The 14,219-nt window shown below is 38.5% G+C and carries 23 protein-coding genes; all 23 read left to right on the forward strand.

Annotated features, from left to right (window positions below; translation table 11 throughout):
• Positions 1–15: 15 nt before the first annotated feature.
• The 23 genes from rplE (at position 16) to HMPREF9706_RS06300 (ending at position 14,214) form a co-directional block, all read left to right on the forward strand.
• Positions 16–555 (forward strand): 50S ribosomal protein L5, encoded by a 540-nt coding sequence (gene rplE, locus HMPREF9706_RS06190; RefSeq protein WP_006908501.1) that lies wholly within the window; start codon positions 16–18, stop codon positions 553–555.
• A 17-nt stretch (positions 556–572) separates the two neighbouring features.
• On the forward strand, positions 573–758 hold the full coding sequence (locus HMPREF9706_RS06195) for a type Z 30S ribosomal protein S14 (protein ID WP_006908502.1): 186 nt from the start codon (positions 573–575) through the stop codon (positions 756–758).
• Positions 759–788: 30 nt separating this feature from the next.
• Complete coding sequence (gene rpsH, locus HMPREF9706_RS06200) at positions 789–1,187, forward strand: 30S ribosomal protein S8 (protein WP_006908503.1); 399 nt, start codon at positions 789–791, stop codon at positions 1,185–1,187.
• A gap of 32 nt (positions 1,188–1,219) precedes the next feature.
• On the forward strand, positions 1,220–1,756 hold the full coding sequence (gene rplF / locus HMPREF9706_RS06205) for a 50S ribosomal protein L6 (protein ID WP_006908504.1): 537 nt from the start codon (positions 1,220–1,222) through the stop codon (positions 1,754–1,756).
• Between the two features lie 47 nt (positions 1,757–1,803).
• Positions 1,804–2,160, forward strand: coding sequence for a 50S ribosomal protein L18 (gene rplR / locus HMPREF9706_RS06210; protein ID WP_006908505.1), 357 nt, complete (start codon positions 1,804–1,806; stop codon positions 2,158–2,160).
• A 20-nt stretch (positions 2,161–2,180) separates the two neighbouring features.
• Positions 2,181–2,684 carry a 30S ribosomal protein S5 gene (rpsE, locus tag HMPREF9706_RS06215; RefSeq protein ID WP_006908506.1) on the forward strand — a complete coding sequence of 168 codons (504 nt, stop codon included), beginning with the start codon at positions 2,181–2,183 and terminating at the stop codon, positions 2,682–2,684.
• A 10-nt stretch (positions 2,685–2,694) separates the two neighbouring features.
• Positions 2,695–2,874 (forward strand): 50S ribosomal protein L30, encoded by a 180-nt coding sequence (gene rpmD, locus HMPREF9706_RS06220; protein WP_006908507.1) that lies wholly within the window; start codon positions 2,695–2,697, stop codon positions 2,872–2,874.
• Positions 2,875–2,906: 32 nt separating this feature from the next.
• Positions 2,907–3,347 carry a 50S ribosomal protein L15 gene (gene rplO, locus HMPREF9706_RS06225; protein WP_006908508.1) on the forward strand — a complete coding sequence of 147 codons (441 nt, stop codon included), beginning with the start codon at positions 2,907–2,909 and terminating at the stop codon, positions 3,345–3,347.
• Positions 3,347–4,636, forward strand: coding sequence for a preprotein translocase subunit SecY (gene secY, locus HMPREF9706_RS06230; protein WP_006908509.1), 1,290 nt, complete (start codon positions 3,347–3,349; stop codon positions 4,634–4,636). The genes rplO and secY overlap by 1 nt, the downstream gene beginning before the upstream one ends.
• A gap of 32 nt (positions 4,637–4,668) precedes the next feature.
• Positions 4,669–5,319 carry an adenylate kinase gene (locus HMPREF9706_RS06235; RefSeq protein WP_006908510.1) on the forward strand — a complete coding sequence of 217 codons (651 nt, stop codon included), beginning with the start codon at positions 4,669–4,671 and terminating at the stop codon, positions 5,317–5,319.
• 36 nt (positions 5,320–5,355) lie between these two features.
• On the forward strand, positions 5,356–5,574 hold the full coding sequence (gene infA, locus HMPREF9706_RS06240; RefSeq protein WP_006908511.1) for a translation initiation factor IF-1: 219 nt from the start codon (positions 5,356–5,358) through the stop codon (positions 5,572–5,574).
• 28 nt (positions 5,575–5,602) lie between these two features.
• A complete protein-coding gene (gene rpmJ / locus HMPREF9706_RS06245; protein ID WP_006908512.1) occupies positions 5,603–5,716 on the forward strand; it encodes a 50S ribosomal protein L36 in 114 nt (37 codons plus the stop codon).
• Positions 5,717–5,736: 20 nt separating this feature from the next.
• Positions 5,737–6,090 (forward strand): 30S ribosomal protein S13, encoded by a 354-nt coding sequence (rpsM, locus tag HMPREF9706_RS06250; protein ID WP_006908513.1) that lies wholly within the window; start codon positions 5,737–5,739, stop codon positions 6,088–6,090.
• Positions 6,091–6,117: 27 nt separating this feature from the next.
• The gene (rpsK, locus tag HMPREF9706_RS06255) at positions 6,118–6,507 is read left to right on the forward strand and encodes a 30S ribosomal protein S11 (RefSeq protein WP_006908514.1); all 390 of its coding nucleotides are present in this window, start codon (positions 6,118–6,120) and stop codon (positions 6,505–6,507) included.
• 71 nt (positions 6,508–6,578) lie between these two features.
• The gene (locus HMPREF9706_RS06260) at positions 6,579–7,523 is read left to right on the forward strand and encodes a DNA-directed RNA polymerase subunit alpha (protein ID WP_006908515.1); all 945 of its coding nucleotides are present in this window, start codon (positions 6,579–6,581) and stop codon (positions 7,521–7,523) included.
• Between the two features lie 24 nt (positions 7,524–7,547).
• Positions 7,548–7,928: a 50S ribosomal protein L17 gene (gene rplQ, locus HMPREF9706_RS06265; RefSeq protein ID WP_006908516.1), complete on the forward strand. Its 381-nt coding sequence runs from the start codon at positions 7,548–7,550 to the stop codon at positions 7,926–7,928.
• A 194-nt stretch (positions 7,929–8,122) separates the two neighbouring features.
• On the forward strand, positions 8,123–8,959 hold the full coding sequence (locus HMPREF9706_RS06270) for an energy-coupling factor ABC transporter ATP-binding protein (protein ID WP_006908517.1): 837 nt from the start codon (positions 8,123–8,125) through the stop codon (positions 8,957–8,959).
• A complete protein-coding gene (locus tag HMPREF9706_RS06275; RefSeq protein WP_006908518.1) occupies positions 8,929–9,825 on the forward strand; it encodes an energy-coupling factor transporter ATPase in 897 nt (298 codons plus the stop codon). The genes HMPREF9706_RS06270 and HMPREF9706_RS06275 overlap by 31 nt, the downstream gene beginning before the upstream one ends.
• The gene (locus HMPREF9706_RS06280) at positions 9,822–10,616 is read left to right on the forward strand and encodes an energy-coupling factor transporter transmembrane component T family protein (protein WP_006908519.1); all 795 of its coding nucleotides are present in this window, start codon (positions 9,822–9,824) and stop codon (positions 10,614–10,616) included. Before HMPREF9706_RS06275 ends, HMPREF9706_RS06280 begins: the two co-directional genes overlap by 4 nt.
• Positions 10,617–10,659: 43 nt before the next feature.
• Complete coding sequence (truA, locus tag HMPREF9706_RS06285) at positions 10,660–11,451, forward strand: tRNA pseudouridine(38-40) synthase TruA (RefSeq protein ID WP_006908520.1); 792 nt, start codon at positions 10,660–10,662, stop codon at positions 11,449–11,451.
• Entirely contained in the window at positions 11,441–11,953 is a 513-nt protein-coding gene (locus tag HMPREF9706_RS06290) for a hypothetical protein (protein WP_006908521.1), read from the forward strand. Before truA ends, HMPREF9706_RS06290 begins: the two co-directional genes overlap by 11 nt.
• Positions 11,954–12,111: 158 nt before the next feature.
• Positions 12,112–13,266, forward strand: a complete 1,155-nt coding sequence (locus tag HMPREF9706_RS06295; RefSeq protein WP_006908522.1) for an ABC transporter substrate-binding protein — start codon at positions 12,112–12,114, stop codon at positions 13,264–13,266.
• 63 nt (positions 13,267–13,329) lie between these two features.
• Complete coding sequence (locus HMPREF9706_RS06300) at positions 13,330–14,214, forward strand: branched-chain amino acid ABC transporter permease (RefSeq protein ID WP_006908523.1); 885 nt, start codon at positions 13,330–13,332, stop codon at positions 14,212–14,214.
• Positions 14,215–14,219: the final 5 nt, after the last annotated feature.

Here is a 14,219-nt window from a genome sequence, read left to right on the forward strand (position 1 = left end):
AGGGGAGGCTAAAAGATGAACCGTTTAAAAGAAAAATATATTAACGAAGTAACACCTAAGTTAGTGGAACAATTCAATTACACGTCAATCATGCAAGTTCCAAAAATTGATAAAATTGTAATCAATATGGGTGTTGGTGATGCAACAGGAAATGCTAAAAATTTAGACAAAGCTGTTGAAGAATTAACCCTTGTATCTGGTCAAAAGCCAGTGATTACAAAAGCAAAGAAATCAATCGCTGGATTCCGTTTGCGTGAAGGTATGCCTATCGGAGCAAAAGTAACTCTTCGTGGCGATAGAATGTATGATTTCTTAGACAAATTAATCTCAGTATCACTTCCACGTGTTCGCGATTTCCAAGGAACAAGTAATCGTTCATTTGATGGCCGTGGTAATTATACACTTGGTATCAAAGAACAATTGATCTTCCCTGAAATTAGCTATGATAATGTTGATAAAGTGCGTGGTATGGATATTGTTTTTGTAACAACAGCCAACACTGACGAAGAATCTCATGCCTTATTGAAAGAATTAGGCATGCCATTTAAAAAATAATATAAGGAGGCATTATCTTGGCTAAAACATCAATGAGAGTTAAAAACCAACGCAAACCTAAGTATAAAGTTCAAGAATATACCCGTTGCGAACGTTGTGGTCGTCCGCACTCTGTATATCGCAAATTTAAACTTTGCCGTATTTGCTTCCGTGAACTAGCTTACAAAGGTCAAATCCCAGGTGTTAAAAAAGCAAGCTGGTAAGAATTCGAATAACTAAGGAGGTAAAAACATATGGCAATGACAGATCCAATTGCAGATTTTCTAACTCGTATTCGTAACGCCAACAGCGTAGGACACAAAAGTGTCACTGCACCTTCTTCTAATACAAAATTAGCGATTGCTGAAATTTTAAAAGACGAAGGATTCATTAAGAATTACGAAGTTATTGAAGATAACAAGCAAAACCAAATTAAAATTACGCTTAAGTATGGCCGTAACAATGAGAAGGTCATTACAGGGATTAAACGTATTTCAAAACCAGGTTTAAGAATCTATGCAAAATCAGAAGATGTTCCTAAAGTATTAAACGGCTTAGGAATTGCAATCATTTCAACATCAAACGGTGTTATTACAGATAAACAAGCACGTCAACAAAATGTTGGTGGCGAAATTTTAGCCTACGTTTGGTAGAATATATATTAAATTAAAGGAGGTGCAGCCCTGTGAGTCGTATTGGTAAATCACCCGTAACAATTCCAGCAGGCGTAACCGTAAGTTTAGACGGTCATACAGTGACCGTAAAAGGACCAAAAGGTGAATTGACACGTCAATTGAGTCCGAAGATTTCATTAGAAATTAAAGATAACGAAATTGAATTTACAAGACCTGACGATTCCAAAGAAAACCGTTCACTTCATGGAACAACACGTTCAATTGTGAATAATATGGTTGTTGGAGTTTCTGAAGGATTTAAAAAAGAGTTGCAATTAATCGGGGTTGGATATCGTGCTCAAAAGCAAGGTAATAAGCTCGTATTAAATGTGGGTCTTTCTCACTCTGTTGAATTTGAAGCCGAAGAAGGTGTTGGATTTGATGTACCTTCTAACACTTCAATTATTGTAGAAGGCTTCAATAAAGAAAAAGTTGGCGAACTTGCGGCAAATATTCGCGCTGTAAGACCACCAGAACCTTATAAAGGAAAAGGTATCCGTTATGTTGACGAATACGTTATCCGTAAAGAAGGTAAGACAGGTAAGTAATCTAGTATTAACTTACACCCTAAAAATTATAAAAAGAGGTGACTATTGTGATTAATAAACCAGATAAAAATAAAACACGTCAAAAAAGACATCACCGAATTCGCAATAAAATTTCTGGTACTGCTGAGTGCCCACGCTTAAGTGTATTCCGTTCGAATACTAACATCTACGCTCAATTAATTGATGACGTAGCGGGTGTGACGCTAGCAAGTGCCTCTAGTCAAGATCAGTCCGTTGAAAAATCAAACAAGATTGACCAAGCAAAAGCAGTTGGTAAATTGATTGCTGAACGCGGTGTTGAAAAAGGTTTGAAGCGTGTTGTCTTTGACCGTGGTGGATACTTATATCATGGACGTATCAAAGCTCTAGCCGATGCAGCTCGTGAAAATGGACTTGAATTTTAAAAGAAGGAGGAAAGCTAAGAATGGTATATATTAACCCAGATAATTTAGGCGAATTAGAAGAGCGCGTAGTTGCCATCAACCGAGTTACTAAGGTTGTTAAGGGTGGACGTCGTCTTCGTTTCTCCGCATTAGTCGTGGTTGGTGATAAAGAAGGCCATGTTGGTTTTGGTACAGGTAAAGCTCAAGAAGTACCAGAAGCAATTCGTAAGGCAGTTGATAATGCTAAGAAGAGTTTAGTCAAAGTACCAACAGCTGGAACTACGATTCCTCATGAAACAATTGGTGAGTTCTGTGGCGGACGGGTAATGTTAAAACCTGCTCAAGCTGGTTCTGGAGTTGCTGCTGGTGGACCAGTCAGAGCGATCATGGACTTGGCTGGAATTGCCGATGTAACTTCTAAGTCATTAGGATCAAATACACCAATCAATATGATTCGTGCGACAATGCAAGCAATCCAACAACTTAAAGTTGCTGAAGATGTAGCTGATTTACGCGGAAAATCAGTTGAAGAATTGTTAGGTTAGGAGGTATTTTATGGCTAATTTAGAAATTACCTTAAAACGCAGTCTGATCGGTCGCAAGAAAAACCAAGTTGAAACAGCGAAAGCACTCGGCTTGACTAAGACTTATAAGACAGTTGTTAAACCAGATAATGATTCTATCCGAGGAATGATTTCCGTTATTTCTCATTTAGTAGAAGTCAAAGAAGCTTAATTTTAGTATACTAGTACAAGGAGGTGCCAATGATGAAATTACACACTTTAACCCCTGCAGAAGGTTCTCGTAAAGCGCGTAATCGTGTAGGCCGTGGACAAGGTTCAGGTAATGGTAAATTAGCTGGACGTGGACAAGGTGGTGCTAAGCAACGCTCTGGCGGAAGCACTAAGTTAGGTTTTGAAGGGGGACAAACTCCTCTATACCGTCGCTTACCAAAACGCGGATTCAAGAACATTAACCGTAAAGAATATGCGATTGTTAACGTAGAAAGTCTAAACCGTTTTGAAGAAGGCTCAACAGTGGATGTTGACGCTCTATTTGAAGCAGGACTTGTTAAAAAAGAACTTTCAGGAATTAAAATTTTAGGTGAAGGTAAATTAGAGAAAAAATTAAGTGTAAAAGCACATAAATTCTCTAAAGCAGCAGAGGAAGCAATTACTGCCGCTGGTGGATCGATTGAGGTGATTTAATGGTCACTTTTATTAAGAACGCTTTTTCTTCAAAAGATGTAAGAAATCGTATTTTCTTTACGCTCTTTATTTTAGCTATTTTCAGACTTGGGTCGCATATTCCGGTTCCTGGAGTGAATGCCAATGTTTTAGATACCCTAGCTTCCCATGGTTTGTTGGGGATGTTAAATGCTTTTGGAGGGGGCGCACTAAAACGTTACTCTTTATTTGCTATGGGTGTTTCACCTTATATTACAGCATCGATCATTGTCCAATTACTTCAAATGGATATTGTTCCAAGATTTACTGAATGGGCAAAGCAAGGTGAAGTCGGTCGGCGGAAGCTTAATCAATGGACTATCTACTTAGCGATTGTCATTGGTTATATTCAATCATTAGGGTTATCCTTTGGTATGAATCGAATGTCCCACTTGAATTTAATAAAAAATCCAAGTACAGCCACTTACTTGATCATTGCGCTTGTCTTAACAGCGGGTAGTTTACTACTTGTCTGGCTAGGTGAGCAGATTACAAGAAAAGGGATCGGTAATGGTGTTTCCATTTTGATTATGGCGGGGATTATTTCGCAAGTGCCGGTTGAAGTTAAAACGTTCATTAAGACAATGATTATTAATGCTGGAGATAAACTAACTCGTAATCTGTTGATTATGGGAGCCGTTATTTTAGCGCTATTTTTAATGACTGTGTTTGTGGTTGTGATGGAGAGGGGACAACGTCGTATTCCTGTTCATCATGCTCGTAAATCAGGCGGTCGTCATATGGCTCATTTACCATTAAAGATTAACTCAGCTGGAGTTATTCCAGTAATCTTTGCTAGCTCATTTATTACAACACCTCAAACGATTATCGGGTTAGTTAACCCAAATCCAACAGGTAGCGTAATGCAGTTCCTAGTTAAATTATTTAACATTCAACATCCATATGGAGCAATCTTCTATACTATTTTGCTGATCGGATTTACTTTCTTCTATTCGTTGATTCAGGTCAACCCAGAAAAAGTTGCTGAAAATTTGCAAAAGCAAAGTGCTTATATTCCGAGTGTTAGACCAGGGAAAGATACCGAAAATTATTTAACGAGCTTGATCAACCGATTAAGTGGAGTTGGATCAATTTATTTAAGTATCGTTGCTCTATTACCGATTGTTGTTGGATTTATTTGGAAAATTCCAAGTAATATTGCCCTTTCGGGTACTAGCTTGTTGATTGTTGTCGGCGTTGCAATTGAAACGGCTAAACAAATCGAAGGCCGGATTGTTAAACGTCGTTATCAAGGTTTCTTGCATATATAATGCGTTAAGACATAAAAAGGATGAGAAAAACGATGAATATCATATTAATGGGTCTACCTGGTGCAGGTAAAGGGACTCAGAGTGACCAAATTACTCAAGACTATCCAATGGTTCATATTGCAACAGGAGATATATTTAGAAAAGCCATTAAAGATGAAACACCTTTAGGTTTAAAAGCTAAGTCTTATACTGATCATGGGAATTTAGTTCCGGATGAAGTAACAAATGCCCTTGTTAGTGAACGGCTTAATCAAGATGATGTGAAAAAGAATGGCTTTATGTTAGATGGCTATCCACGTACCATCGACCAAGCTCAAGCACTTAGTCAAAACTTAAAAGAACTATCGACTCCAATTGATGCTGTCATATATATAGATGTTGATCCACAAGTGTTAAAGGAACGATTAAGTGGTCGTTTCTCTTGTGCGAAATGCGGAGCAAGTTATCATAAGCTTTTTAATCCACCGAAAGTGGAAGGTATCTGTGATAAATGTGGCGCAAGTGACTTCTATCAACGTGAAGATGATGCCCCTGAAAAAGTTTCTCACCGTATTGATCTTCAAATGGAATCAATTCGTCCAATTTTAGATTATTATGATCAATTAGGTCTCTTACATCGCGTTAATGGACAGGATTCAATTGAGAATGTTTATGCGAATGTTAAAAGCATTTTAGAAAAATAATTGGATTGATTCTAGAGAAGGGAGCATACTATTCGAATGTCAAAAGATGATGTAATCGAAGTAGAAGGCACTGTCGTAGAAACCTTGCCTAATGCAATGTTTAAAGTAGAATTAGAAAATGGCCATGAAATTTTGGCTCATGTTTCTGGTAAAATTCGAATGAATTATATTCGCATTTTACCCGGCGATAAAGTGACAATCGAATTGTCACCTTATGACTTAACTCGTGGCCGGATTACTTATCGCTTTAAGTAATCCCCTAAGTCAAATAAGGAGGTAAATGATGAAAGTTAGAGCATCTGTAAAACCAATTTGTGAAAAATGTAAGGTAATTCGCCGTAAAGGTAAAGTCATGGTGATTTGCCAAAACCCTAAACACAAACAACGTCAAGGATAATTTAAAAAGGAGGGAATCGTATGGCTCGTATTGCTGGAGTGGATATTCCACGTGATAAACGAGTTGTGGTATCGTTAACCTATATTTATGGTATCGGTAACTCGACTGCAAAACAAATCTTAGCTCAGGCTAATGTGTCGGAAGATACGCGTGTTAAAGACTTAACGAATGATGAAGTTGATCGTATTCGTGAAATTGTTAATCAGATTAAAGTAGAAGGCGATCTTCGTCGTGAAGTCAGCATGAATATTAAACGACTTCAAGATATTGGTTCTTACCGTGGAATTCGCCACCGTCGTAATTTACCAGTACGTGGTCAAAACACAAAGAATAATGCCCGTACTCGTAAAGGCCCAAAAAAACCAATTAGATAATTATTAAGATAGAAGGAGGGAATAGTCATGGCAAAACAAACACGTAGAGGACGTCGTCGTGTCAAGAAAAATGTCGAAAAAGGTGTAGCACATATTCGTTCAACATTTAATAATACGATCGTTATGATTACTGACGTTAATGGTAATGCGATTTCTTGGTCTTCAGCGGGTTCATTAGGATTCCGTGGTTCTAAAAAATCAACACCGTTTGCAGCTCAAATGGCTTCAGAAGTTGCCGCTAAAGGTGCAATGGACCATGGTATGAGAAGTGTTGAAGTAACCGTTAAAGGCCCAGGTTCAGGACGTGAATCAGCTATTCGTTCACTACAAGCAACTGGTTTGGATGTCACTGCAATTCGTGACGTAACACCAATTCCTCATAACGGATGCCGTCCACCAAAACGTCGCCGTGTATAATTAATGCTCATTAAGTCGGTTGTGTTTGAACGATTGGCGCGACAAACGTTTTGAAAGGGGCAGAATAATCAATGATTGAAATTGAAAAACCAGAAATTAGAACAATTGAAATTAGTGACGATGCGAAATATGGAAAAATAGTCGTAGAGCCGCTAGAACGTGGTTATGGAACAACCCTTGGTAACTCATTACGTCGAGTGCTATTATCTTCATTGCCTGGAGTGGCAGTAACGAGTATTCGGATCGAGGGAGTACCTCATGAATTCTCGACCATTAAAGGGGTTGTCGAAGATGTGCCCACAATTATTCTTCAATTAAAACAGTTAGCTTTATTGAAACATGCCCAAGAAGATAAGGTCATTGAATTAAATGTGACAGGTCCCAAAACAGTGACAGCTGCAGATATTATTCATGATAATGAAGTAGAAATCTTAAATCCAAACTTATACCTCTGTACCATTGCAGAAGGTGGCAGCTTGAATATTAAGATGAATGTCGCTAGTGGCAGAGGATTCGTAAGAAGTGAACATAATAAGACAGAGGATATGACTATTGGTGAAATTGCGATTGACTCAATTTATACACCAATTACTAAGGTGAATTATCAAGTAGAAAATACACGAATAGGTCAAAGAAACTCTTATGATCGCTTAACTCTCGATATTTGGACCGATGGCTCAATCAGTCCTGAAAAGGCCCTAAGTTTAGCAGCAAAAATCCTAACAGAACACTTGAATACTTTTGTCGATTTAAATGATGAAGCACGTCAAGTAGAAATTATGGTTGAAAAAGAAGAAGCAGAAAAAGAAAAATTGTTGGTTATGACCATTGAAGAATTAGACTTGTCTGTTCGTTCTTATAATTGCTTAAAACGTGCGGGTATTAATACAATACAAGAGTTAACTAATAAAACGGAATCAGAGATGATGAAAGTTCGAAATCTTGGACGGAAATCACTGGATGAAGTAAAGAATAAATTAACAGGTTTAGATTTAAGCTTACGCGAAGAAGATTAATGAGTTGCAAAGGAGGAAAGAATTATGTCATATCGTAAATTAGGACGTAAAAGTGCTCAACGTAAAGCAATGTTACGTGATTTGACCACAGATGTGATTATTAATGAACGCATCGAAACGACCGAAGCTCGTGCAAAAGAGGTCCGTAAATCCGTTGAAAAAATGATTACTTTAGGTAAAAAAGGCGATTTAGCATCACGCCGTCGTGCAGCATCATTCTTACGTAATGAAATAGCTGATGCTCGTATCGAAGACGATCAAGTGGTTATTGAGTCTGTATTAGATCGTTTATTTGATACTTATGCAGAACGTTATGCAGAGCGTAACGGAGGATATACTCGAATCCTTAAAAAAGGTCCACGTCGCGGAGACGGAGCACCGATGGTTATTATTGAATTGGTTTAATGATTAATCAATTTATTTCACTTTTATGATGAAGAGTGTTATGATTTCAAGGATGAAGTCTAGCTCTATAGCAAGTAAGCCATGAGTTTGGCGGATTAAAGCTGGTTATCCGGCTTTAATCCTTGCTATCATCTTAAAGTGCTTTTTTTTTAAACAAAAATAAATTCAGCCGTGAATAGTTAGGAGTTCGTAAAGTGGAAGCTATCATAAACGTTCAAGATCTTTCTTTTCGTTACCCCAACGCCAACCGGGATGCTTTAAGCTCGATTTCTTTTTCTGTTAATAAGGGAGAGTGGTTGGCAGTTATCGGACCCAATGGTTCTGGCAAGTCGACCTTGGCTAAGATGATCAATGGTCTCCTGGCTCCTTATCAAGGGTCGGTGGAGGTAAACGGCCGGTTATTGAATGAGGATTCCTTGTGGCAGATCCGAAAAGAAGTAGGGATTGTCTTTCAAAATCCAGATAATCAATTTGTAGGGGCGACCGTCGAAGATGATGTTGCATTTGGCTTAGAAAATTTGGGGATTGATCGCCAAGAGATGGTTCAACGAATCCATGAAGTCTTAAAACAGGTAAGAATGGAGGCTTTCTTAAAGAAAGAACCCGCTAAGTTATCTGGCGGGCAAAAGCAACGCGTCGCTATTGCAGGCATACTTGCTTTAAGACCTGATGTAATTATTTTAGATGAGTCGACGTCGATGCTGGATCCGCTAGGAAGAAAAACAATTATCAAGACGGTCCGTGAGCTTAAAGAAAAATACCAGCTCACGGTTATTTCGATTACTCATGATATTGATGAAGCTAGTCAAGCAGATCGTATTTTAATTCTTAAGGAAGGGAAAGTGATGAAACTCGCTTTACCAGAAGCAGTATTTTCTTTGGGAGAAGATTTAATAGCAATGGGATTGGATTTACCCTTTGCTGAAAAATTACGTCTTTGTTTAAAGGAGCAAGATGTTCCTGTTCCTGACAAGTATTTAACCGAGGAGGAATTAGTAGAATGGCTATCCCAATCGTATTTGACCAAGTAGGTTTTACTTATTACCCGAATACACCTTTTGAGGTACCCGTTTTAAAGGATATTAATTTAAGTCTCGGTCAAAAAAATATAACGGCAATTATCGGACATACCGGTTCTGGGAAATCGACTTTAATTCAACATTTGAATGTTCTTTTAAAGCCAACTAGAGGGAAAGTAATTATTGATCAACGAGAAATTACTGCTGAAGCCTCTCAAAAGAATTTGAAAGCTTTAAGAAAGAAGATTGGTGTCGTCTTTCAATTTTCAGAAGCTCAATTATTTGAAGAAACGGTACTTAAAGATGTTATGTTTGGGCCCTTGAATTTTAAGGTGAGTCAAGAACGGGCCGAGGAGATCGCTATTAAATGTTTGAAACGTGTAGGAATTTCAGAAGCCTTATTCGATCGATCTCCTTTTGAATTATCCGGAGGGCAAATGAGGCGTGTAGCGATTGCTGGAGTCCTAGCCTTGGAACCGGAGGTTCTGGTTTTAGATGAGCCAACGGCAGGTTTAGACCCACTTGGTCAATGGGAAATCTTACAGATGTTTATGGATTTACAAAAGCAAGAAGGGCTATCCTTGATTTTAGTGACCCATCAAATGGATGATGTGGCGCGTTATGCTGATCAGGTAGTAGTCTTAGAAAAAGGGCAGGTCATTAAAGTTGCTACCCCTACAGAAATTTTTTCCCAGCCAGATTGGTTGGAGGACAAGCAATTAGATTTGCCACATAGTTTATTGTTTCTCAATCAGTTAAAAAAGCGTCTTGATCAAACAAATGATCACATTGATGAATTAGTTCCATTGACTCATGAGGAACTCGCTCAAACTCTTATTCAATGGCATGATCGGGGAATAGATGGAGGACAGATATGAATCAATTAATTATTGGGCGATATATCCAGATGGATTCCTTGGTTCACCAACTTGATCCTCGGACTAAATTATTAACGACTTTTTATTTTATTCTTATTGTGTTTTTTGCTAATAGTCTAGCTTCTTATGCGGTCTTACTAATCTTTATCTTATTGGGTGTTAAGCTGAGCCGAATTCCTATTAAATTCTTTTTTAAAGGTTTAAAGCCGATGTTTTGGATTATTTTGTTTACGGTAATTTTTCAATTACTGTTTACCCAGGGTGGAAAAACTTATTTTTCATTTGCCTTTATATCAATTACTTCTTTGGGTTTACAAAATGCTTTTTATATCTTTATGCGTCTATTTTTGATTATCATGATGTCAACCTTAATGACTTTAACGACTGCACCGTTAGAGTTAACGGATGGTATTGAACATCTAATGCGACCACTAGCAAAAGTTGGTTTTCCTGCTCACGAAGTCGCGCTGATGTTATCGATTGCCTTAAGATATGTACCAACACTCATGGATGAGGCCACTACCATTATGAATGCCCAACGGTCACGAGGGGTAGAATTTGATGAGGGGTCCATAATGCAGAGAATGAAGGCGGTCGTTCCAATCTTAGTTCCTTTATTTGTATCAGCTTTTAATCGTGCGGAGGAATTGGCGACGGCCATGGAATCTAGGGGGTATCACGGATCAGAAGGTCGTAGTAAGTATCGCCAATTATCTCTTCAGCGGGCAGATTTTCTGGTGGCTTTGTCACTTATATTATGGACGGGTCTGGTTTTCTTTTTTAGGATTTAATCTAGATTCATATAAAGCTAAGTTGTTTGGATAGGAGAATAGTATGCCGCGTTATGTCATAAAACTTCAATACGATGGGACTCGTTACGTGGGCTATCAGGTTCAACCTAATGGGCCATCGATTCAGGGTGCCCTGGAGGCTGCTTTGTTAAAGATTACCAAGCAAAAGTCAGATCAAAAAATAGCCACTTCTTGTTCGGGCCGAACGGATTCGGGTGTTCATGCTTTGGGTCAGGTTGTTCATTTTGATTTGGAATTAGATTTACCTCCAGTAGCAATTCTTAACGCCTTAAATGCATTATTAGATAAAGATATTCGAGTGGTAGCAGCAAATAAGGTGTCAGATCAATTCCATGCACGTTACCAGGTCTTAGGTAAGGGGTATCGTTATCGTATAGATACTGGTAAAGTACTTAACCCCTTCAAGCGTTTCTATACGACCCATCATCCTTATTCCTACTCTTTAACCTCGATTCAAAAGGCCTTGGAGCCCTTATTGGGTTGGCATGATTTTACATCTTTTTGTTCAACAAAAACAGATAAAGAAGATAAGCGAAGAACGCTCTATAAAGCGGAGGTCCGAGAAGACAATGAAGGGCAAGAATTGATTTTTGATTTCTATGGGAATGGTTTTTTGTATAATATGATTCGAATTATTGTGGGGACAGCGATGCAAATTGGTGATGGTTTAAAAGATCCTTCTGAAATGCAACGCCTTTTACAAGTTAAGGATCGAAATCAAGCAGGACCTACTGCTCCTCCGCAAGGGTTATATCTGATGCACGTAGATTATCGTCAGGATCCTTTTGAAGGGGGGGCCTTTAGTGAAGACTAGTGTCCGATTAGCTAGACTTTCTGAGATGGAAACTTTACAAAAGATATACGATCAGGGGCAAAAGTTTCAAATCAAGCAAGGAAATTTGCATCAGTGGGCTCCGGGATATCCGGGACTCGCGCAAATTAAAAGAGATATTCTTAAAAATCAGTTGTTTGTGTTAGCTGATGAGAGAGATCATATCTTAGCCGCTATGGCTTTAATAGCTGGTATTGATCCTACTTATCAGTATATTGAAGGTAGAGGTTGGTTGGATGAAACATCATATCATACTGTTCATCGCTTCGTTAGTGCTGGATTAAGGAGGCATTCTGGGCGAGATTTATTAAAATGGGCTATTAGTCAATGTGGTAACATTAGAATTGATACTCATAAAGCAAATCGTTCCATGCTTCAGTTATTAGAGGATCTAGGTTTTACTCATTGTGGGCGAATCTACTTATTAAATGGTGATCCGCGAGAAGCCTTTCAAATTTATCTTGATCAAGGAACTAGTCATTAAGCTAGTAGCTAGATTAGCTAGACTCGAAAGAGTCTTTTTTTTATGGATTGAAAAATGAAAAAACAACAAGATGAAAACGTGTTTTTCTCATTTTCATCTTGTTAAACTCTAATAGTTTGATATAATGAGTTCATCTTTTTTAGAATGAGGAATTGCTTATGAAATGTATGAAAAATATATTCACTTTATTAGGAATATGCTTATGCTTATGTTTGCCTATGAGTGTCTCTGCTAATGAAACGATCAAGGTAGGAGCAAATTTTGAATTGTCCGGTCCAGGGGGGAATTATGGGCAAGATATGGTTGATGGAATTAACCTAGCGATTGATCATTTAAATCAAAAAGGTGGCTTATTAGACCATCGGTCTGTGGACTTGGTTACTTTTGATAATCGGTCAGATACAACAGAATCAGCTTCATTAGCCCAAAGAATGATTAAGGAGAAAGTAGTGGGTGTTTTGGGACCAGCGATGACTGGGACTTCCTTAGCGACCGTGCCGATCTTATCCAATGGAAAAGTACCATTAGTATTGCCAGCGGCAACAGGAGCAGGGTTAACTTTGAAGGAAAATGGTGAAGTTTGGGAGTATCTTTATCGAGTTTGCTTTGAAGACCCCTTTCAAGGACGAGCAGGCGCTCGTTTTGCTTATCAACATTTAAAGGCTAAGAAGGTCATGGTAGTGACTGATGCGATTTCAGATTACTCCCAAGGGATATCAGATAATTTTATGAAAGAATATAAAGGATTAGGCGGTGACATCTTAAGTCAGGCCTTCTTTGCTAGTGGTGACCGTGATTTTACAGCGCTATTAACGAGTATTTACACGCTTAAGCCGGATTTAATCTATTTACCTTGCTACTATACTGAAGCGGGTTTGTTTATTAAACAAGCACGAGAAATGGGGATTGACACACCTATCTTAGGATCGGATGGCTTTGCTTCAGATGTTCTTTTGGATCTAGCAGGGGATCAAAATACACACGATGTTTATTATACAGACCATTTCTCACCATTAAGTGATAACCCTAAGGTACAATCTTTTTTGAGTGATTTTCAGGCGAAATATCACCGAGAGGCCTCAACATTTTCAGCTCTTGGCTATGACGCAGCAAATTTATTGTTTGATGCGATTGAACGTGCTCAGTCAACGGATACGGATAAAGTGAATCAAGCCTTGGCTTCGACGAAAGATTTTGAGGGAGTGACGGGTAGTTTTTCGATAGATGCGAATCATAACCCAATAAAGAGTGCGGTTGTTGTCAAATTAGACCAAGGGAAAGTGGATTCAGCCGTAGAGGTACAGGTTAAGTAGCGATTTTAACGGTAGGATTCGATAGCTACTGTTAGATTTAATGAATAATGGAAGAGGTGTCTCATGCAGGTTCAGTTGTTTTTGCAGCAAATTATTAATGGCTTATCTTTAGGCTCTATTTATGCGCTAATTGCTTTGGGCTATACCATGGTTTATGGAATTATAAAATTAATTAACTTTGCCCATGGGGAAGTATTTATGATGGGAGCATTTGTTAGCTTTTTTGTTCTAGCATATTTGAAGGTTAATTTTTATATTTCAATGTTGATTGCGATGATATTTTGTGCCTTGTTAGGTGTCATTATTGAGAAGATTGCTTATCGACCTTTGAGAAAATCAACTCGTGTGGCAGCCCTGATCACAGCGATCGGCGTATCTTATTTAATCCAAAATTTGATGGTTTATTTTATTGGGCCTGAAGTGCGTTCTTTTCCATCACCGATAGTAGGGGCGCCAATTCAAGTTTTTGGGATATATATTCAATTAAAACAAATTTTTGTTTTTGTGATCAGTATTGCCTTGATGTTGATCCTCCAGTTTTTAATTAATCATACTAAAATGGGTAAAGCTATGCGGGCCGTTGCCGTTGATGCTCAGGCAGCGGAATTAATGGGCATCAATGTCAATCGGGTTATTTCATTTTGTTTTGCCATTGGTTCAGGAATTGCTGGTATCACAGGTGTACTTTTTGGTATCTACTATGGGGCGATTGAACCAACCATGGGAACGATGCCGGGCCTGAAGGCCTTCGTTGCAGCGGTTGTGGGAGGTATTGGCTCTATTCCAGGTGCTATGATTGGAGGCGTGTTGATTGGAGTTTTAGAGACTCTAGTGACTGCCTTAGGCTATTCGATGTATAAGGATGCAGCGGTTTATGCGCTATTAATTATGATTCTTTTAGTCCTTCCACAGGGTATCTTGGGGAAAAATAAGAAGGAAAAAGTATAGGAGGT

Source organism: Facklamia hominis CCUG 36813, assembly GCF_000301035.1.
In the GTDB taxonomy this organism is placed as follows: domain Bacteria; phylum Bacillota; class Bacilli; order Lactobacillales; family Aerococcaceae; genus Facklamia; species Facklamia hominis.